The organism is Pseudomonas sp. H3_D04 (assembly GCF_054669175.1).
On sequence record NZ_CP162801.1, the window covers coordinates 5,521,663 to 5,540,172 of the forward strand.

At 61.5% G+C, this 18,510-nt stretch carries 16 protein-coding genes; 12 read left to right on the plus strand and 4 right to left on the minus strand.

Annotated features, from left to right (window positions below; translation table 11 throughout):
- Positions 1–295: 295 nt before the first annotated feature.
- Positions 296–3,208 carry an aminotransferase gene (locus AB4N91_RS25425; RefSeq protein ID WP_460111870.1) on the minus strand — a complete coding sequence of 971 codons (2,913 nt, stop codon included), beginning with the start codon at positions 3,206–3,208 and terminating at the stop codon, positions 296–298.
- A 176-nt stretch (positions 3,209–3,384) separates the two neighbouring features.
- On the opposite strand from AB4N91_RS25425, the gene rfbB reads away from it, so the two are divergent.
- Genes rfbB through AB4N91_RS25460 form a run of 7 tightly spaced genes read left to right on the plus strand, consistent with a single transcriptional unit; the run spans position 3,385 to position 10,479 of the window.
- A complete protein-coding gene (gene rfbB / locus AB4N91_RS25430; RefSeq protein WP_010464694.1) occupies positions 3,385–4,467 on the plus strand; it encodes a dTDP-glucose 4,6-dehydratase in 1,083 nt (360 codons plus the stop codon).
- On the plus strand, positions 4,464–5,339 hold the full coding sequence (rfbA, locus tag AB4N91_RS25435) for a glucose-1-phosphate thymidylyltransferase RfbA (RefSeq protein ID WP_460111871.1): 876 nt from the start codon (positions 4,464–4,466) through the stop codon (positions 5,337–5,339). The genes rfbB and rfbA overlap by 4 nt, the downstream gene beginning before the upstream one ends.
- Positions 5,336–5,881, plus strand: a complete 546-nt coding sequence (gene rfbC / locus AB4N91_RS25440) for a dTDP-4-dehydrorhamnose 3,5-epimerase (protein ID WP_010464697.1) — start codon at positions 5,336–5,338, stop codon at positions 5,879–5,881. The genes rfbA and rfbC overlap by 4 nt, the downstream gene beginning before the upstream one ends.
- A complete protein-coding gene (gene rfbD, locus AB4N91_RS25445) occupies positions 5,878–6,747 on the plus strand; it encodes a dTDP-4-dehydrorhamnose reductase (RefSeq protein ID WP_145309134.1) in 870 nt (289 codons plus the stop codon). The genes rfbC and rfbD overlap by 4 nt, the downstream gene beginning before the upstream one ends.
- A gap of 36 nt (positions 6,748–6,783) precedes the next feature.
- Positions 6,784–8,592, plus strand: a complete 1,809-nt coding sequence (locus AB4N91_RS25450; protein WP_010464701.1) for a sensor histidine kinase — start codon at positions 6,784–6,786, stop codon at positions 8,590–8,592.
- Complete coding sequence (locus AB4N91_RS25455) at positions 8,589–9,983, plus strand: sigma-54-dependent transcriptional regulator (RefSeq protein ID WP_102593432.1); 1,395 nt, start codon at positions 8,589–8,591, stop codon at positions 9,981–9,983. The genes AB4N91_RS25450 and AB4N91_RS25455 overlap by 4 nt, the downstream gene beginning before the upstream one ends.
- A gap of 40 nt (positions 9,984–10,023) precedes the next feature.
- Positions 10,024–10,479, plus strand: coding sequence for a YiiD C-terminal domain-containing protein (locus AB4N91_RS25460; RefSeq protein ID WP_010464706.1), 456 nt, complete (start codon positions 10,024–10,026; stop codon positions 10,477–10,479).
- 170 nt (positions 10,480–10,649) lie between these two features.
- Here AB4N91_RS25460 and cysQ read toward each other — a convergent pair whose 3' ends face one another.
- A complete protein-coding gene (gene cysQ, locus AB4N91_RS25465) occupies positions 10,650–11,477 on the minus strand; it encodes a 3'(2'),5'-bisphosphate nucleotidase CysQ (protein WP_154502602.1) in 828 nt (275 codons plus the stop codon).
- Entirely contained in the window at positions 11,474–12,040 is a 567-nt protein-coding gene (gene nudE, locus AB4N91_RS25470; protein ID WP_010464710.1) for an ADP compounds hydrolase NudE, read from the minus strand. Before nudE ends, cysQ begins: the two co-directional genes overlap by 4 nt.
- 90 nt (positions 12,041–12,130) lie before the next feature.
- Here nudE and yrfG point away from each other — a divergent pair, with 90 nt between their 5' ends.
- Positions 12,131–12,793 carry a GMP/IMP nucleotidase gene (gene yrfG, locus AB4N91_RS25475; protein WP_460111872.1) on the plus strand — a complete coding sequence of 221 codons (663 nt, stop codon included), beginning with the start codon at positions 12,131–12,133 and terminating at the stop codon, positions 12,791–12,793.
- A gap of 86 nt (positions 12,794–12,879) precedes the next feature.
- On the opposite strand, the gene lysM is transcribed toward yrfG, so the two are convergent.
- Positions 12,880–13,320: a peptidoglycan-binding protein LysM gene (lysM, locus tag AB4N91_RS25480; protein ID WP_102593431.1), complete on the minus strand. Its 441-nt coding sequence runs from the start codon at positions 13,318–13,320 to the stop codon at positions 12,880–12,882.
- 137 nt (positions 13,321–13,457) lie between these two features.
- Between lysM and AB4N91_RS25485 the strand changes: the two genes are divergently transcribed.
- The 4 genes from AB4N91_RS25485 to AB4N91_RS25500 all read left to right on the plus strand — a co-directional run bounded on the left by AB4N91_RS25485 (position 13,458) and on the right by AB4N91_RS25500 (position 18,471).
- Positions 13,458–14,345 (plus strand): LysR family transcriptional regulator, encoded by an 888-nt coding sequence (locus tag AB4N91_RS25485; RefSeq protein WP_010464716.1) that lies wholly within the window; start codon positions 13,458–13,460, stop codon positions 14,343–14,345.
- Positions 14,346–14,438: 93 nt separating this feature from the next.
- The gene (gene fdhD, locus AB4N91_RS25490; RefSeq protein WP_077747511.1) at positions 14,439–15,278 is read left to right on the plus strand and encodes a formate dehydrogenase accessory sulfurtransferase FdhD; all 840 of its coding nucleotides are present in this window, start codon (positions 14,439–14,441) and stop codon (positions 15,276–15,278) included.
- Entirely contained in the window at positions 15,275–17,623 is a 2,349-nt protein-coding gene (locus tag AB4N91_RS25495) for an FdhF/YdeP family oxidoreductase (RefSeq protein ID WP_282411961.1), read from the plus strand. Before fdhD ends, AB4N91_RS25495 begins: the two co-directional genes overlap by 4 nt.
- A gap of 359 nt (positions 17,624–17,982) precedes the next feature.
- Positions 17,983–18,471, plus strand: a complete 489-nt coding sequence (locus AB4N91_RS25500) for a glycine zipper domain-containing protein (RefSeq protein ID WP_145309130.1) — start codon at positions 17,983–17,985, stop codon at positions 18,469–18,471.
- Positions 18,472–18,510: the final 39 nt, after the last annotated feature.

Below are 18,510 nucleotides of genomic sequence, written 5' to 3' on the forward strand. Positions count from 1 at the left end.
GATCATCTCCGGGCAAGTGCTGATGGGTCGAGTATGGCCTCGACCGATGACAGAAACGGGAAGCAAGGGCGCGATGAGGCACGCCGTGAGCAATGGCGACTTTATAGCCGATAAATATCGACTTTAGAAGCGATTAATACTCCGCCCGTCTTATTTAAAGCACTTAAACTCGATAACAATCGGCTTTTTTGAGACCCCCTTCGCGGGCAAGCCTCGCTCCTACAGGCCATGCGCCAATTTGAAATCGCGCAAATTCTGTAGGAGCGAGGCTTGCCCGCGAAGACGGTATCAAGCCTTACAACCCTTCACCCAACACCTTCGAAAGCATGTCGACAAAGAAATCCACACTCCGGCGCGAGGTCACCATCGGCGGTTTGATCTTCAGCACGTTCAGATAATCCCCTGTCGGCTGCATGAAAATCCCCAACTCCCGCAACCGGTCACACAGCGCCGTGGTTTCTTCGGTCGCCGGTTCCAGGGTCTCGCGGTTGCGGATCAGCTCGACACCCAGATAGAAGCCGGAACCATGCACCGCGCCCACCAACGGATGAATATCGATCAGCGCTTCAAGCCGCTCCTTGAAATACCCCCCCACCACCTGAGCGTTTTCCCAGAGCTTTTCTTCCTCCATCACGTCCAGCACCGCCATGCCGACCTGGCAACTGACTGGGCTGCCACCGGCCGACGAGAAGAAGTAACCCTCGGCCTCCAGCGCCTCGGCGATTTCCCGGCGGGTGATGACCGCGCCCAACGGCTGGCCGTTGCCCATGCCTTTGGCCATCGTGATGATGTCCGGCACCACGCCTTGCTCCTCGAAGCCCCAGAAGAAGTGACCCATGCGCCCGTAGCCGACCTGCACTTCATCGGCGATGCACACACCGCCTTGGGCGCGAACCAACGCATAGACCTGTTTCAGATAACCCGGCGGCAGCGAGATCCCGCCGGCATTGCCGTACACCGGTTCGCAGATGAAACCGGCCAACTGGCGTTTCTGCTCAGCGATTTTCGCCAGGTTGTGTTCGACGCTGCGCACGTAGTCCGGCGCGCTGCCTGGGCCACGGAATTCGCCGCGATAGGTATTCGGCGCGATCACCGGATGCACCCAATCGGGACGGCTGCTCAAGGCTTGCGGGTTGTCGGCAATCGAGGTCGAAACCGCGTCCGCGCCCACTGTCCAGCCGTGATAAGCCTCCAGCACGCTGAGCATGTCGCGACCGCCGCTGTAGGCCCATGCCAGACGGATCGCCAAGTCATTGGCCTCGCTGCCGCTGTTGACCAGGAACACCCGGTCCATGCCCTCCGGCGACAGCTTCAGCAGGCGCTCGGAAAACTCGGCCACCGCCGCGTAGTTGAAGCGCGAGTTGGTATTGAGCAACGACCACTGACGACTGGCCACCGCCGCCATGCGCGGATGACCGTGGCCCAGCACCGCGACGTTGTTGAGCATGTCGAGGTAGGAGCGGCCCTGCATGTCGATCAGGTGATTGCGCCAGCCACGCTCGATGCGCGGCGGGTCGACGTAATAATGCTTCTGCGTGCGCGCGAAACTGGCGTCACGGCGCGCCAGCAACGTCTGCGAATCGAGCTCGGCTTCAGCATCGCAGGCCAGCCCCAGCAGCGCCGCCGGTGACGGGCACAACGCTTGCCAGGCCGGTGCGCGAGACGGCGTGCAAAACAACGGCGCATCGAACGAAGCGCCTCGGCACAACTGCACAATCAACGGCCCGCTGACCGCACCCAGCACCTGACCTTTGACCAGCGCCGCGCCGGTGTGCAGCGACGGCGTCACGCCCCACAACCGCACGCTCAGTTGCGGACCGTCCAGTTGCAACACACCCGCCGCCGGCTGATGGACCACGCCGGCAAACGGCGATTCGACCGCCGTGCCGTTTGGCACTCGCAACTCCACGTGCAACGGGCAGGTGTCGGGTTCGCCTGAGCTATCTGGACGAGTACGGGACAGCCGGTATTGACCATAACGACTGGCCGCCAATCCGTGAGCCGCCGCGGCCTCAGTCAGCAAACGCTGATCAACCCCCTCTTGCTCCCAGTTACCCGCCTCAAAATGCGGGCTCAGCACGCCCAGATCAATCAAGGCAAATTCACGCCCCACCAGGCTCGGCAGCAACGGCGCGAAACCTTCGCTGCCAATGCTCGGCAGTGTCTGGCCGACCGACGTCAGAATCGCCGCTTCCATCAATTCCAGCGGCAGCGACGTGGCCACGCGGAAGATCTCCCACTCGTGGCTCAGGTTGTCGCGGCTGTAATCATTGCCCGGATCGATGCTGACTTGCTGCTCGCCACTGAGCACCAGCACCGCCGCGCGCGCGACGATCAGCGGCCACAGCGCCCGCAGTTCTTCATGGGTGAGCGGATTGACGGCGTGATACGCCTGGACCGCCGGCAAAATATAGAAAGGATCGCCATCGGCGTGATGCAGCAACGCCGCGCAAGTGACCGACAGATCGGTGATGCGCCAGGTACGGATCAGGTCGCCGAAATCGATCACGCCCTGCAACTGCCATTGGCGTTGCGAGTCACGCTGCCAGACCACGTTGTCGTCGGTGATGTCCATGTGAATCGCCTGCACCGGCAGCTTGTCCACCAGCGGCAGCAAATGGCGCTCGGCCCGTTCCGCCGCGTCGGCGATCAACTGGCGTTGCGCGTCATCCTTGATCACCGGCAGCAAATGGCTAATCAGCGCGCTGGCGTGGCGGGCATCCCACTGCAGCGTGCGCTCAAGGCCCGGATGCTCGAAAGCGGCCAGTGCCAGGTCCATTTCGCCACACAGCCGACCGAAACCGGCCACCACCGGACCGGGCAAATGATCGAGGTGCGTCAGCGACTGGCCTTCGATGTAATCGAGCAGGCGCATATGCACGGCCTGCCCCCCGACTTCCAGCGTGAGCAGTTCAGCGCCGTTTATTGCAGGAATCACTCGCGGCACATGCACGCCGGAGTGTTCACCCAACTGCTTGAGTCCGGCATGTTGGGCTTGCAGCTCCAGCGCCGAATAGTCGCCACGGCAGATTTTCAGGACGAAACGCCCTTGATCACTGTCGACCCGAAAATTGAGGTCCTGCTGGCTACCCAGGGCGTGCAACCTTCCACTCAGCCCGTAATGCCCTTCCAGCAGCTCTAGCGCTTGCTCCGCAGACACTTGCGGGCTGGGCAAACTGGCGCGGTGAATCAACGTGGCGAGCGGCATACAACGACCCCTGAAATGTTATTAGGCGCCTATATCGCCACTGCATCGGTCGAGAATCAACCCCCCCCTGGTGCGGCAAATGCCAATTACGACCAACAACCCTCTTGCACCGCCCTGCTCCTGCCGACAAGCTATGCTCATTCGCTTTATCGTCTTACAGAAAAAGGCTGGCCAACATGCGTATTCTCATCACCGGCGGTGCCGGTTTCATTGGCTCTGCCCTGATTCGCCACCTCATTCGGCACACCGGGCATGAAGTGCTCAACCTGGACAAACTGACCTACGCCGGCAATCTCGAGTCGCTGACCAGCATTGCCACCGACACCCGCTACGAATTCGTCCAGGCCGATATCGTCGACCAGGCCACCGTCAGTGCGGTACTGGCACGTTTCCAGCCTCACGCGATCATGCACCTGGCGGCAGAATCCCATGTCGACCGTTCTATTGACGGTCCGTCGGACTTCATCCAGACCAATATCGTCGGCACCTACAGCCTGCTCGAGGCCACTCGCGCCTACTGGCAGACGCTGGCCGAGCCGGAAAAAAGCGCCTTCCGCTTCCATCACATCTCCACCGACGAGGTCTACGGCGACCTGCATGGCGTCGACGATCTGTTCACCGAAACCACGCCTTACGCGCCCAGCTCACCCTATTCGGCCAGCAAAGCGGCGTCCGACCATCTGGTCCGCGCCTGGCAGCGCACCTACGGCTTGCCGGTGTTGCTGACCAATTGCTCGAACAACTACGGGCCGTTCCACTTCCCCGAAAAGCTGATTCCGCTGGTGATCCTCAACGCCTTGGCCGGCAAGCCGCTGCCGGTTTACGGAAACGGCCTGCAGGTGCGTGACTGGCTGTTTGTCGAAGATCACGCCCGGGCGCTGCTCAAAGTGGTCACCGAAGGCGTGGTCGGCGAGACCTACAACATTGGCGGTCACAACGAGCAAAAGAACATCGACGTGGTGCGTGGCATCTGCGCGCTGCTCGAAGAGTTGGCACCGAACAAGCCTGAAGGCGTGGCGCATTTCGCTGACCTGATTACCTTCGTTCAGGACCGGCCGGGCCACGACCTGCGCTACGCCATCGACGCGAGCAAGATCGAGCGCGAACTGGGCTGGGTGCCCGAAGAAACCTTCGAAACCGGCCTGCGCAAAACCGTTCAGTGGTACCTCGACAACCTGGAATGGTGCCGTCGCGTTCAGGATGGCAGTTATCAGGGTGAACGCCTGGGTGCCATCAATACCAAGGAGCTGCTCGCATGATGAAAGGCATCGTTTTGGCCGGTGGCTCAGGCACGCGTCTGCACCCGATCACGCTTGGCGTCTCCAAGCAGCTGTTGCCGGTGTACGACAAACCGATGATCTACTACCCGATCTCGGTCCTGATGCTGGCCGGCATCAAAGATATTTTGTTGATCTCCACGCCTCAGGATTTGCCGCAATACCGCAACCTGCTGGGTGACGGCAGTCAGTTCGGCGTCAACTTCAGCTACGCCGAACAGCCGTCGCCGGACGGTTTGGCCCAGGCTTTCCTGATCGGCGAAGAATTTATTGGCGACGATCCGGTGTGCCTGATCCTCGGCGACAACATCTTCCATGGGCAGCACTTTGGCGAACAGTTGAAAAACGCGGCCATGCGCCCTTCCGGCGCCACCGTGTTTGGGTATTGGGTCAAGGATCCGGAGCGCTTCGGCGTGATTGATTTCGACAGAGAAGGCCGCGCCCTGTCGATCGAAGAGAAGCCGAAAAAGCCGAAGTCCAGCTATGCCGTGACCGGCCTGTATTTCTACGACAACGATGTGATCGAGATCGCCAAAGCGGTGAAGCCTTCGCCGCGCGGCGAGCTGGAGATCACTGACGTCAACAACGCTTACCTGCAACGCGGCGATCTGCAGGTCGAGCGCTTCGGTCGCGGGTTCGCCTGGCTCGACACCGGCACCCACGACAGCCTGCTCGAAGCCTCGCAATACGTGCAGACCATCGAGCACCGCCAAGGCCTGAAAGTCGCTTGCCTCGAAGAAATCGCTTACGAAAATGGCTGGATCAGCCGCGAGCTGTTGCTGGAGCGCGCCAGCTATTTCGGCAAGACCGGCTATGGCCAGTACCTCTTCAAACTGGCCGGGGAAGAACAATGAATGTGATTGAAACCGCCTTGCCCGGCGTGCTGATCATTGAACCCAAGGTGTTTGGTGACGAGCGCGGTTTTTTCTACGAAAGCTTCAATGCCAAGGCGTTCGAAGAAGCGACCGGCCTGGACACGCAGTTTGTTCAGGATAACCACTCCCGCTCGCAGAAAGGCGTGCTGCGCGGCCTGCACTATCAGCTGGAAAATACCCAGGGGAAACTGGTGCGGGTAACCGTCGGCGAAGTGCTCGACGTCGCGGTGGACATCCGTCGCAGCTCGCCGAATTTCGGCCAGTGGGAAGCGGTGCGCCTGTCTGCAGAAAACCGTCGCCAACTCTGGGTGCCGGAAGGGTTCGCCCATGGGTTCGTGGTGCTGAGCGAATTCGCCGAGTTTCTCTACAAGACTACGGACTATTACACGCCGTCCGCCGAGCGCTGCATTCGCTGGGACGATCCGACGCTGGCCATCGACTGGCAACTGGACGAAGCGCCCAAACTGTCGGCCAAGGATCAGAACGGCAAAAGCCTGAAAGAGGCTGATCTGTTTCCATGAAAATTCTTATCTGCGGTCAGCACGGTCAGGTTTCGCGTGAGTTGCAGCTTCGCCTGGGTGCTGTTGGCGAATGGGTTGTTTTGGGTCGCGATCAGCTCGATCTGGCTCAGCCGCAACAGATTCGTCAGCAAGTGCAGCGCGTTCGCCCGGACCTGATCATCAACGCGGCCGCTCACACCGCAGTCGATCAAGCTGAAAGCGAGCCGGAGTTGGCGTTTGCCATCAACGCGACCGGGCCGGGTATTTTGGCCGAAGAAGCGTCGGCGCTGGGTATCCCGCTGATTCACTACTCCACCGATTATGTCTTCGACGGCAGCAAAGCCGAGCCTTACAACGAAGCCGATTTGCCCAACCCGCTCGGCGTTTACGGCAAGAGCAAGCTGGCCGGCGAGCAAGCGATCAGCGCGGTACAAGGCCAGCACCTGATCCTGCGCACCAGTTGGGTCTACTCGACCCACGGTCGTAATTTCCTGCTGACCATGCAACGCCTGCTGCAAGAAAAGCCGGAGATGCGCATTGTCGCCGACCAGATCGGCGCGCCCACCTGGGCCGGCACGATCGCCAGCAGCACCGTCGCACTGATCGAACGCTGGCAAGCGGGACAGGCCGGGGCCTGGGGCACGTATCACTTGACCGCTCAGGGTGAGACTTCCTGGTTCGGTTTCGCCCAGGCCATCGGCCAGGCACTGCGGGATCAGGGCAAGCCTTGCGCAAACCTGCTGCCGATCCCCTCCAGCGACTATCCGACGCCGGCCGCCCGGCCATTGAACTCGCGCCTGGATTGCAGCCGCCTGCAACGCGAATGGGGCGTCAGTCAGCCTGACTGGCAAACCGCGCTGCGCGAGTGTCTTGCCGAGCAAGCCTAGGCATAATGCGCCTGTACCCACAGGCGCCCGATGCTCATGACTCCGACCCTTCCCCGCAGACCCCGCTGGCGCAGCCTCGCACTGCTTGCGCTGTGCCTGGCGCCGTTGCTGTGGCCGCTGGAGCATCTGGCCGAGCGTTACTACCGCAGCGAGCTGGCCGGGCAGAACCGTCAGACCCTCGACCTTTACGTTGCCAACCTGCTGGGCACGCTGCACCGTTATGAAGTGTTGCCGCAGATCCTCGGCGATCTGCCGGCCCTGCGCGCAGTGCTCGGGGCGCCGGATGACAGCGTCACCCAAGGCAATGCCAATCGCCTGTTGAAAAACATCAGCGCCCAGACCGGCGCCGAAGTCATGTACCTGATGGACACCACGGGCAAGACCCTGGCCGCATCGAACTGGGACAAACACGACAGTTTCGTCGGCCGCAATTTTTCCTTCCGTCCGTATTTCAGCGAAGCCATGGCCGGGCGGCTCGGGCGCTTCTTCGGCTTAGGCACCACGTCAGCCAAGCGCGGCTATTTCTTCGCCGCCGCCGTGCGCAACGGCGAGAAAATCATCGGCGTACTGGTGGTCAAGGTCGACCTGGACCACACCGAAAGCCTGTGGGGTAAAACCCCGGAACAACTGCTGCTGACCGACCATAACGGTGTGGTCATCCTCACGTCGCGGCCTGAGTGGCGATTCCGCTCGACCCGGCCCTTGAGCGAAGAAGAAAGCAAAGCGATCACTGCGATCCAGCCGTACCCGACCCGCGATCCGAAACCATTGAGGCTCAACCCCAACGCCTGGCTGACTCAAACCCAGCAGATCGCCGAAACCGGCTGGAACGTCAGCATCCTCGCCCCCCGCACCCTGATCGACCGCCCGGTGCGTACCGTTGTCGCCATTGGCGGCGCGACGTTGCTGGTCTTGATGTTGCTGCTCGGCCTGATGATGCAGCGCCGCCGCCATTACCTCGAACGCATCGCCTTCGAAGCCAAGGCGCGGCGCGAGCTGGAAGGCCGGGTCGCCGAGCGGACCAGTGACCTCGAAGGCCTCAACCGTCGATTGAAACAGGAAGTGCTGGAGCGCGAACATGCCCAGCAGGAACTGGTGCGCGCCCAGGACGACTTGGTGCAGGCCGGCAAGTTGTCGGCGCTGGGGACGATGTCGGCGAGCATCAGCCACGAATTGAATCAACCGTTGGCCGCCATTCGCAGCTACGCGGAAAACGCCGAAGTGCTGCTCGATCATCAGCGCACCGACGATGCCCGCGGCAACCTCAAGCTGATCAGCGAACTGACCGGACGCATGGCGTCGATCATTGCTCATTTGCGCGCCTTCGCCCGGCGCGATCGCCATGCGCCGGAAAGTGTCGCCCTGCAACCAGCGCTGGATGACGCCCTGGCGTTGCTGGCCAAGCGTCGGCGCAGCATGGAAGTCGAACTGATCCGCGATTTGCCGGCGGCCACGTTGTGGGTCGAGGCCGGGGAAACCCGTCTGCGCCAGGTACTCGGCAACCTGTTGGCCAACGCGCTGGACGCGCTGACCGAAAAAGGCCCGCCGCGTAAACTCTGGTTGAGTGCCCAATCCACCGCGGACGGCGTCACGCTGTACATTCGCGACAACGGCCCCGGCTTCTGCATGGAAGCCCTTGGTCGCGCCAGCGAGCCCTTCTACACCACCAAGACCCGCACCCAGGGGCTTGGCCTGGGGTTGGCGATTTGCGAAACCCTGATGCGCGCCTTCGGCGGTGAACTGTCGTTCGCCAACCACAAGGAAGGCGGCGCCCTGATTACCCTGAAGTTGCGCGCAGGCGCACCGGGTGTGAGCCTGCAACCGTCCGAGGACCGAAGTGCATGACCATCGATAACCGTGTCCAGGTCGTGCTGATCGACGACGATCCCCACCTGCGTCAGGCGTTGAGCCAGACGCTGGACCTGGCGGGCCTGAAAATCCTGCCACTGGCCGAAGCCAAGGGCCTGGCCGGGCAACTGGAGCGCGACTGGCCCGGCGTGGTGGTCAGCGACATCCGCATGCCGGGCATGGACGGCCTCGAACTGCTGACCGAACTGCATGCCCAGGACCCTGAGTTGCCCGTGTTGCTGATCACCGGCCACGGCGATGTGCCGCTGGCCGTGCAAGCGATGCGTGCCGGGGCGTATGACTTCCTGGAAAAACCCTTCGCCAGCGACGCGCTGCTGGACAGCGTTCGCCGCGCCTTGGCCCTGCGCCGACTGGTTCTGGATAACCGCAGCCTGCGTCTGGCCCTGAGCGATCGCAATGAACTGAGCACCCGCCTGGTCGGGCAATCGGCGCCGATGCTGCGCTTGCGCGAGCAAATTGGTGCGCTGGCGGCAACTAAGGCTGACGTGCTGATTCTTGGCGAAACCGGTGCCGGCAAAGAAGTCGTGGCCCGCGCGCTGCACGATTTGTCGAGCCGCCGTAGCGGTCCGTTTGTAGCGATCAACGCCGGGGCCTTGGCTGAGTCTGTGGTGGAAAGCGAGCTGTTCGGTCACGAGCCGGGTGCCTTCACCGGCGCGCAAAAGCGCCGAATCGGCAAATTCGAATTCGCCAACGGCGGCACGCTGTTCCTCGATGAAATCGAAAGCATGAGCCTGGATGTGCAGGTGAAACTGCTGCGCTTGCTTCAGGAGCGCGTGGTCGAGCGTTTGGGCGGCAATCAACTGATCCCGTTGGACATCCGCATTATCGCCGCGACCAAGGAAGACCTGCGTCAATCCGCCGATCAAGGGCGCTTCCGGGCCGACTTGTATTACCGCCTGAACGTCGCGCCGTTGCGTATTCCGCCGCTGCGTGAACGCGGCGAAGACGCGCTGGTGCTGTTCCAGTATTTCGCCGACGAAGCCAGCGCCCGCCATGGCTTGCCGCCCCATGAACTGCAACCGGGGCAACGCGCCCTGCTGCTGCGCCACACCTGGCCGGGCAACGTGCGTGAACTGCAAAACGCCGCCGAACGCTTTGCCCTGGGCCTGGAACTGGCCCTGGACAACAACGCACCGCAGGGCGCTGCCGGCATGACCGTCGAAGTGGTCAGCGGCGGCCTGAGCGAGCAAGTGGAAAACTTCGAGAAATCGTTGATTGCCGCCGAACTGGCGCGCTCTCACAGCTCGGTGCGCAGCCTCGCCGAGGCCCTCGGCATTCCGCGCAAGACTCTGCACGACAAACTGCGCAAGCACGGCCTGAACTTCGCCGACGGCGGCGCCAGTAGCCACACCGACGAACTCGATTGAGCTACCGTCCCATCATCATCTTTAAAAAAGAGACCCGTGAATGAGCCGCGACAGTCGTCACCTGGAATCAGTCCTCCACCGCGATATTCCGTTGACCCGGGACATGGGCCTCAAAGTGCTCGACTGGCACGACCAGCAACTGCGACTGCACTTGCCGCTGGAGGCCAACGTCAATCACAAAAGCACCATGTTCGGCGGCAGCCTGTACTGCGGCGCGGTGCTGGCAGGTTGGGGCTGGCTGCATTTGCGCTTGCACGAAGAAGGGATTGAAGGCGGGCACATCGTGATTCAAGAGGGGCACATCACTTATCCGCTGCCGGTGACCATGGACGCGATTGCGATTTGCCAGGCGCCGAGCGCGGTAGTGTGGAAGAAGTTTCTGGCGATGTATCAGCGCTATGGACGGGCGCGGCTGGCGTTGCATTCGCGGATCGTCAATGCCGATAGTGATGAGGATGCGGTGAGGTTTACCGGGCAGTACGTCTTGCACCGGTAAAGACACAAAACCTGTGGCGAGGGAGCTTGCTCCCGCCGGCCGGTCCGCGCTCGGGCGCAGCAGTCGCAAATCAGGCAGCCGGGTTTAACTGATGCTGCGCGGAGTCTAGGTTTTGGGGCCGCTTCGCAGCCCAGCGGGAGCAAGCTCCCTCGCCACAGGTTTGGGTGAACTCAGGATCGGGCCAGTTCCAGTAACTTCTCTCGCCACGCAGCCTTCGCCGGCAGCGCCAGAAAAAACTCATTCAGCAACGATTCCCGCGCCGGATAACAAAAAGGCTTCCCGCTCAAATCCAGCACTTCACCACCCGCCCCTTCCAGCACACCTTGGGCCGCCGCCGTGTCCCACTGCGAAGTCGGCGCCAGGCGCGGATAACAATCCGCCGCCCCTTCAGCCAGCAAACAGAACTTCAACGAACTGCCGATATTAGCCAGTTGCAACTCACCCAGACTGGCGCTCAAACCGGCCAGCAAACGTTCCTGCTCGGGGCTTGAATGCCGGCGGCTGGCGACCACGGTAAACGCCTCGCCCGCAGCAGGAACCTCGCGAACCTGAATCGGCAACGCCTCGGCACCTTGATCACCGCGCCACGCGCCCAGACCGGCACCACCGACATAAAACCGCCCGTTGGTCGGCATCGACACCACGCCAAACACCACCCGGCCCTCCTCGATCAGCGCGATGTTGACGGTGAACTCTTCGCTGCCGGAGATGAACTCCTTGGTCCCGTCCAACGGGTCCACCAGCCACCAACGCTGCCAGCCGGCTCGCACGCTTTGGGGAATGTTGGCGTCTTCTTCGGACAGCACCGGAATACTCGGGTCCAGTGCCGTCAGTCCGTCCAGGATCAGATGGTGGGCGGCCAGATCGGCTGCGGTGACGGGCGAATCGTCAGCCTTGGCGGTCACCGCCGTGCCGATGCGCCAGAACGGCAAAATCGCTTCGCCAGCCTTCAACGCCAGCTCAATCACAGGCGCCATCAATGGATGTGGGAACGTCATGGCAGAAACACCCCACGCTGAGTCAGCAGATCACGGGCCAGATACAGCGCCGCCAAGGCACGGCCCTCGGTGAATCGCGGGTTCTGCGCCAGGGATGAGAGCTCGCGCAGGTTGATCTTGTCCACGCCCATCGGCTCGGGCTCGTCGCCCTCCAGGCGCTCTTCGTACAGATCGGTGGCCAGCACCACCTGGATCTTCTGGCTCATGTAACCGGGCGACAACGACAACTCGGTCAGGTGCTCCAGTTGCCGCGCGCCATACCCGGCCTCTTCCTTGAGCTCGCGCTCGGCCGCCGCCAGCACGTCCTCGCCCGGCTCGATCAAGCCTTTGGGCAACGACAGCTCATAAGCATCGGTGCCGCCACAATACTCTTCGACCAGCACGGCATGATCCGCATCGAGCATCGCCACGATCATCACCGCGCCATAGCCGGCGCCTTTGCCGACCAAGCGCTCGTAGGTGCGCTCCACGCCATTGGAAAAGCGCAGCTTCAGCTCCTCGACGCAGAACAAACGGCTGGTGGCGACAATCTCGCGGGCGAGTACGGTGGGTTTCTGGCGCATGAAAGGCTCCTTGGCGTAAGCGGGTTACTATACCCGGCCTATCCTGATTGTTGACCTCGGATATCTTTTTTACCGCTGGAGAAGTTTTTTATGTCCCTGCTGCCCTGGCGCGACATCGACACCGTTCTGCTGGATATGGACGGCACGCTGCTGGACCTGCACTACGACAACCATTTCTGGATGGAGCACCTGCCTCAGCGTTATGCCGAGCTGCAAGGGGTCAGCCGGGCCATGGCCGAGATGGAATTGCAGCCGCTGTTCGAACGCAACGCCGGCCAATTGCAGTGGTATTGCCTGGATTTCTGGAGCGCCGAGCTGAAACTGCCGGTGCGCGAACTGAAACTGGAAACCGCCCACCTGATCGCCCTGCGGCCCGATGCGGACACGTTTCTGGCGGCGATCAAACAGGCGGGCAAGCGCGTGGTGATGATCACCAATGCGCACCGTGACTCGCTGTCATTGAAGCTGGAACGGATTGAACTGGCGCCCTACTTCGAGCGGTTGATCAGCTCGCATGACTATGGTTTTCCCAAGGAGAATCCGCAGTTCTGGGAGGCGTTGCAGGCCGACATCGGTTTTGATCCGGCGCGCAGCCTGTTTATCGACGACACGTTGCCGATCCTGCGCAGTGCGCAGAGTTTTGGGGTGGCGCACCTGTTGGCGGTGAGTGAGCCGGACAGTCGCAAAGGGCCGAAGGACACGGCGGAGTTTGCGGCGGTGGGGGATTATCGGGAGCTTATTGCAGGGCTTTAGACCTTATCGCCTGCTTCGCGGGCAAGTCGGAACGCCGCATCGCTCGCTCCGACTTGCCCGCGAAGGCCATCAAACGGACTTAAGGATTACTCAGGAATCCGCAACGTCTGCCCCGGATAGATCTTGTCCGGATGCTTGAGCATCGGTTTGTTGGCGTCGAAGATTTTTTGATACTTGTTGGCATCGCCATACACGCGCAAGGAAATAGCGCTGAGGGTGTCGCCCTTCACGACGGTGACAAACTTTGCGGCCACTACCACCGGCCCGGTCACGGTCATCTGATCGTCCACACTGCCAACTCCAGCGATATTGCCCACCGCCAGCAGAATCTTTTCCTTCTCTTCCTGGCTGCCCACATCACCGGTGACGGTGACTTTGTCGCCGTCCACCGTAGCCTGCACATTCGGGTTACCCAGGCCGACCTTGCTGATGTGTTCCTTCAACTGCTCACTGGCATTGGCGTTGCCCGGTGTCAGTAGATCGATAAGTTTTTCGCCTGCTTCTTTCACAAAGCTAAAAATACTCATGGTGCACGCTCCTTGGGTTTAGGGTTCCAGACGCAAAAGACTAGACCAAGCTTGAAACCCCCGGTTCCAACCCGACCAATGACGCTGATCCGGCACAAGCGCTAGAATCCCGACCTTCACCGCGCCCTGGAGCGAAGATGGACATCAAGCAGCTGAAATTCCTCATCGCCCTCGACGAAACCCGCCACTTCGGCCAGGCCGCGGCGCGCTGCCATATTACCCAGCCGACCCTGTCCATGCGCCTGCGCAGCCTCGAAGAAGAGCTCGACCTGCCGTTGGTCAATCGCGGCCAGCGCTTCGAAGGCTTCACCGCGCCGGGCGAGCGCGTGTTGGCGTGGGCACGGACGGTGCTGGCGGCCTACGACGGCTTGCAGGCCGAGGCCGCCGCCTGTCGCGGCAATCTGGTCGGTACGCTGCGGTTGGGCGTGGTGCCCCTGTCTAGTTTCGATCCGCTGCCGTTGATGCAACGCCTGCATGCCGAACACCCGAACCTGCGCTTTGAACTCTCGGCCCTGAGCTCCGAACAAATCCTCGAACAACTGGCGAACAATCGCCTGGACCTCGGCGTGTCTTACCTGGAGCGACTGGACAACGAGCGTTTCGACTCCCTGGCCTTCAGCGAAACCCGCATGGGCCTGCTCTACGATCAGCGCTTCTTCAGCTTTGGCGAGGCGCCGTTGAGTTGGGAGTCCTTGATCGAGTTACCCTTGGGCATGCTCACCAGCGGCATGCACTTTCGCCAGTCCATTGATCACAACTTCCACAGCCGCGGCCTGACACCCCAGCCGCTTCTGCAAACCGACGCGGTCCACCAATTGTTACAAGCGGTGCACGGCGGCCTCTGCTGCGCGGTGATGCCGCTGGATGGCGGCCTGGAAAACCTCACCGATCACTTGCGTCTGCAACCCATCGAAAACGCCAAGACCCTTGCCCGGCTTGGGCTGATCATGCGTCGCAGCGCCCCGCGTTCAGCGCTGGCCGAAGCCTGCTTTGCGATCTATCAGAAATCGCTGACAGCTTCTTGATCGACGTCATCTATCGGTAGATCGGTATAAGCGATTAGACGCGACAAGTTGACGCGCCTAGGCTTAAAGCTGACTAAACCGTCGGTGATGCCCATGAAAGCCAAGCGCCCTGCCTGCGCGGCGCCCGCCTCTGAAGCGCCCGCACCCGCCGCCAGCCAAACCTACAGTTACAGCGACCTTCAACAAACCGAATCGGCCAGCACCGCGCTCGCCGAAGAAGTCGCGTTGGCGATCGCGTATAACGGCATCAGTCAGGCGGTGATGCTGGTAACGCCGACGGACCTTGAAGACTTCATCGTCGGTTTCAGCCTCGGCAGCGGCATCATCGAAGCCGCCTCTGACATCTATGACTTGCAACTCAGCGGCTCGGGCTCGGCGCAATACGCGCAAGTGACCATCGCCAACCGCGCGTTCTGGAACCTCAAGCAGCAGCGTCGGCAAATGGCCGGCACCAGCGGCTGCGGGCTCTGCGGCGTGGAAGCGGTTGAACAGGCGTTGCCAGACCTCAAGGTATTGCCCGGCGCCCCATTGCCCCCCGCCGAATGGCTCGATGGCTTGCGCCAGCGCATCGGTGCGTTCCAACCTCTAGGTCAGTACTCCGGCGCAGTGCATGCGGCAGTGTTCATGAACGGTCAGGGCGAATTGCTGCTGGGCCGTGAAGACATCGGCCGGCATAACGCCCTCGACAAACTGATTGGCGGGCTGATCCGCCAGAAGATCCCGACTGAAGGCGGCCTGGCGATTGTCACCAGCCGTTGCAGCCTCGAATTGATTCAAAAAGTATTGCGCGCCGGCATCCAGACCCTGGTCAGCCTGTCGTCGCCCACGGGCCTTGCCGTGCAATGGGCCCGTCGCCACAACCTCAACCTCATCCATCTGCCCCAGAAGAATGCGCCGCGGGTCTACAGCCCGGCATTGGAGAATCAAGCGTGAGTCAACACCGTCAAGCCGACCAGAAACCCGTCCCTCGCTACAAGCCCTACAAAGGCCCGGCCGGTGGCTGGGGCGCACTGGCCAGCGTTGCCCGGGCCTGGTTGACCAGTGACAACGCGCTGAAAAACCTGCGCATGATGCTCAAAACCAACAAGAACGGCGGGTTTGACTGCCCCGGTTGCGCCTGGGGCGATTCCAACGAAGCCGGCATGGTGGCGTTCTGCGAGAACGGCGCCAAAGCGGTGAACTGGGAAGCGACCAAACGGCGTGTCGACGGCGCTTTCTTTGCTAAACACAGCGTCAGTTCGTTGCTGGAACAGAGCGACTATTGGCTGGAGTATCAGGGTCGCCTGACCGAGCCATTAAGCTATGACGCCGAAACCGATCGCTACAAGCCGATCAGCTGGGAAGCGGCGTTCGCCTTGATCGCCAAACATTTGCAGGGCCTGTCGAGCCCGAATCAGGCCGAGTTCTACACCTCGGGCCGCGCCAGCAACGAAGCGGCGTACCTCTATCAATTGTTCGTGCGCACCTACGGCACCAACAACTTCCCCGACTGCTCGAACATGTGCCACGAGGCCAGCGGTGTGGCGTTGGCGCAAAGTGTCGGTGTCGGCAAAGGCACCGTGACCTTCGACGACTTCGAACACGCCGACGCGATTTTTGTCTGGGGCCAGAACCCGGGCACCAACCATCCGCGGATGCTCGAACCTTTGCGCGAAGCCGTGAAACGCGGCGCGCAGGTGGTGTGCATCAACCCGTTGAAAGAGCGGGGCCTGGAACGCTTCCAGCACCCGCAGCACCCGATCGAAATGCTCACCAACGGCGACAAGCCGACCAACACCGCCTACTTCCGCCCGGCGCTGGGCGGCGATATGGCGGTGCTGCGTGGCATGGCGAAATTCCTGCTGCAATGGGAGCGCGACGCGCAGAAGGCGGGTGAGCCGGCCGTGTTCGACCACGATTTCCTCAATGAGCACAGCGTCAACATCCTGGAGTACCTGGGCACCGTCGACGACACTTCCTGGGAGCAGATCGTCGAGCAGTCCGGCCTGCCCCTGGTGGAAATCGAGCAAGCGGCGCGCATGTACGCCAAAGGCAAGAACGTCATCATGTGCTGGGCCATGGGCATCACCCAGCACCGCCACTCAGTGGCAACCATCCAGGAAATTGCCAACCTGATGCTGCTGCGCGGCAACATCGGCCGGCCGGGTGCCGGCCTGTGCCCGGTGCGTGGCCACAGTAACGTGCAGGGTGACCGGACGATGGGCATCAACGAACGTCCGCCGGTGGCGTTCCTCGATTCCCTGGAGCGGCGCTTCCAGTTCAAGGTGCCGCGTGAAAACGGTCATAACGTGGTCGAGGCGATTCATGCCATGGCCGAAGGCCGCGCCAAAGTCTTTATCGGTCTGGGTGGCAACTTCGCCCAGGCAACCCCGGACAGCCCCCGCACCTTCCAGGCCCTGAGCAATTGCGACCTGACCGTGCAGATCAGCACCAAGCTCAACCGCAGCCATTTGGCCCACGGTAAAGATGCGCTGATTCTGCCGTGCCTGGGCCGTACCGACATCGATATCCAGGCCGAAGGCGCGCAAGCGGTGACCGTCGAAGATTCGTTCAGCATGGTCCACGCCTCCAACGGCCAGTTGCAGGCCCTGTCGAACCAGATGCGCTCGGAGCCTTGGATCATCGCCGGCATCGCTGCCGCGACCCTGGGCAGCAGACCGGTGGACTGGAACTGGCTCGTGGCCGATTACAGCCGCATTCGCGATCTGATCGCCGATACCATTCCGGGCTTTCGCGACTTCAACGAGAAGATCAAGAATCCGGGCGGTTTCTACCTCGGCAACAGCGCCGGTGCACGCAGGTGGAACACCCCGTCCGGGCGCGCCAATTTCCGCCCGAACGCCCTGCCCAAGGACCTGGTGCACGAACGCACCCGTGCCACGGGCGTGTTGCCGGACCTGATCATGCAATCGATGCGTTCTCACGATCAGTACAACACCACGATTTATGGGCTGGATGACCGTTACCGTGGCGTGAAGGGTCAGCGGGATGTGTTGTTCGTCAATGAAGCGGACATCATTCGCCTGGGGTTCAAGCCTGGGCAGAAGGCTGACATCGTTTCGATCTGGGATGATGGACGTGAGCGTCGAGTGAAGGGCTTTACGCTGCTGGCGTTTGATATTCCTGCGGGGCAGGCGGCTGCTTACTATCCAGAAGTGAATCCGCTGGTGCCGCTGGAAAGCACCGGGGATGGCAGCCATACGCCGACGTCGAAGTTTGTGGCGATCCGTCTGGAAATGGCGAGTGAGACTGGGTTGATTTTGGCCAAGTCGGCTTAACGGGACGGCAGGTCTGGCCTCTTCGCGGGCAAGCCTCGCTCCTACAGGATCGGTGTCTTACGCATTTTTTTTGTACATGACACGAATCCTGTAGGAGCGAGGCTTGCCCGCGAAGGCGTCCGACATGACAACACATGATCGGGCCCCTTTCGGTACTTTCCAATCGCCCACAAAAAAAGCCGCTTTTTCACAAAAACGGCCTATCCGAAGTAGCTAAAGACCGGCGAAAAACCGTTAAGTTCCGCCCAAAAAACAGCAACTTATAGAAATGTGCTCAAGTCGTGTTACTCGTCGGATTTCGATTGTCACAACCCCGACACAGCCTCAGGATCGCGCCGTCATCCCCTTGAGGTTCCTCTATGAAGTTCTCCTCGATTCTCTTGTTGTCCCTTGGCCTGGTCAGTGGCTTCGCTTCTGCCGGAGGCACCACCGAAGCAGGTGTGGGCGGCGCATTGGGCGGGGTTCTTGGCTCGGTCGTCGGTCAGTCGCTTGGCGGTAATACGGGTTCCACCATTGGCGCGGCCTTGGGCGGCGCGGGTGGTAGCGCAGTCGGCGCAGACAAACGCAGCCGTGGCGAAGCCGCCATTGGTGGTGCGTTGGGCGCAGCAGGCGGTAACGTGGTCGGCCGCAGCATGGGCGGCACCACCGGCAGCCTGATCGGCTCCGCAGCAGGCGGCGGCGCCGGTGGCGCGCTGGGTAACTACATGGGCAACAAGAGCGATGAAGACGATGATCGTCGCTCCTATCGCGGCGGCCGTGATGATCGTCGCTACTACCGTGACGGCCACCCGGGCCGAGGTCATGCCTACGGTCATCGCAAACATAAGAAGCACTATCGTCATCATTGAGGCCTGAACGGCTTCGCTGACCGATAGATAAAAAATCGC

What these genes read in the sequence shown, in the direction of transcription:
- AB4N91_RS25500 (WP_145309130.1), top strand. Translation starts at nt 17,983, where the DNA reads ATGAAGTTCTCCTCGATTCTCTTGTTGTCCCTTGGCCTGGTCAGTGGC.
- fdhD (WP_077747511.1), top strand. Translation starts at nt 14,439, where the DNA reads ATGAAAGCCAAGCGCCCTGCCTGCGCGGCGCCCGCCTCTGAAGCGCCC.
- cysQ (WP_154502602.1), bottom strand. Translation starts at nt 11,477, where the DNA reads ATGACGTTCCCACATCCATTGATGGCGCCTGTGATTGAGCTGGCGTTG.
- rfbC (WP_010464697.1), top strand. Translation starts at nt 5,336, where the DNA reads ATGAATGTGATTGAAACCGCCTTGCCCGGCGTGCTGATCATTGAACCC.
- lysM (WP_102593431.1), bottom strand. Translation starts at nt 13,320, where the DNA reads ATGAGTATTTTTAGCTTTGTGAAAGAAGCAGGCGAAAAACTTATCGAT.
- AB4N91_RS25425 (WP_460111870.1), bottom strand. Translation starts at nt 3,208, where the DNA reads ATGCCGCTCGCCACGTTGATTCACCGCGCCAGTTTGCCCAGCCCGCAA.
- AB4N91_RS25455 (WP_102593432.1), top strand. Translation starts at nt 8,589, where the DNA reads ATGACCATCGATAACCGTGTCCAGGTCGTGCTGATCGACGACGATCCC.
- rfbD (WP_145309134.1), top strand. Translation starts at nt 5,878, where the DNA reads ATGAAAATTCTTATCTGCGGTCAGCACGGTCAGGTTTCGCGTGAGTTG.
- rfbB (WP_010464694.1), top strand. Translation starts at nt 3,385, where the DNA reads ATGCGTATTCTCATCACCGGCGGTGCCGGTTTCATTGGCTCTGCCCTG.
- nudE (WP_010464710.1), bottom strand. Translation starts at nt 12,040, where the DNA reads ATGCGCCAGAAACCCACCGTACTCGCCCGCGAGATTGTCGCCACCAGC.
- AB4N91_RS25460 (WP_010464706.1), top strand. Translation starts at nt 10,024, where the DNA reads ATGAGCCGCGACAGTCGTCACCTGGAATCAGTCCTCCACCGCGATATT.
- AB4N91_RS25485 (WP_010464716.1), top strand. Translation starts at nt 13,458, where the DNA reads ATGGACATCAAGCAGCTGAAATTCCTCATCGCCCTCGACGAAACCCGC.
- yrfG (WP_460111872.1), top strand. Translation starts at nt 12,131, where the DNA reads ATGTCCCTGCTGCCCTGGCGCGACATCGACACCGTTCTGCTGGATATG.
- AB4N91_RS25450 (WP_010464701.1), top strand. Translation starts at nt 6,784, where the DNA reads ATGACTCCGACCCTTCCCCGCAGACCCCGCTGGCGCAGCCTCGCACTG.
- rfbA (WP_460111871.1), top strand. Translation starts at nt 4,464, where the DNA reads ATGATGAAAGGCATCGTTTTGGCCGGTGGCTCAGGCACGCGTCTGCAC.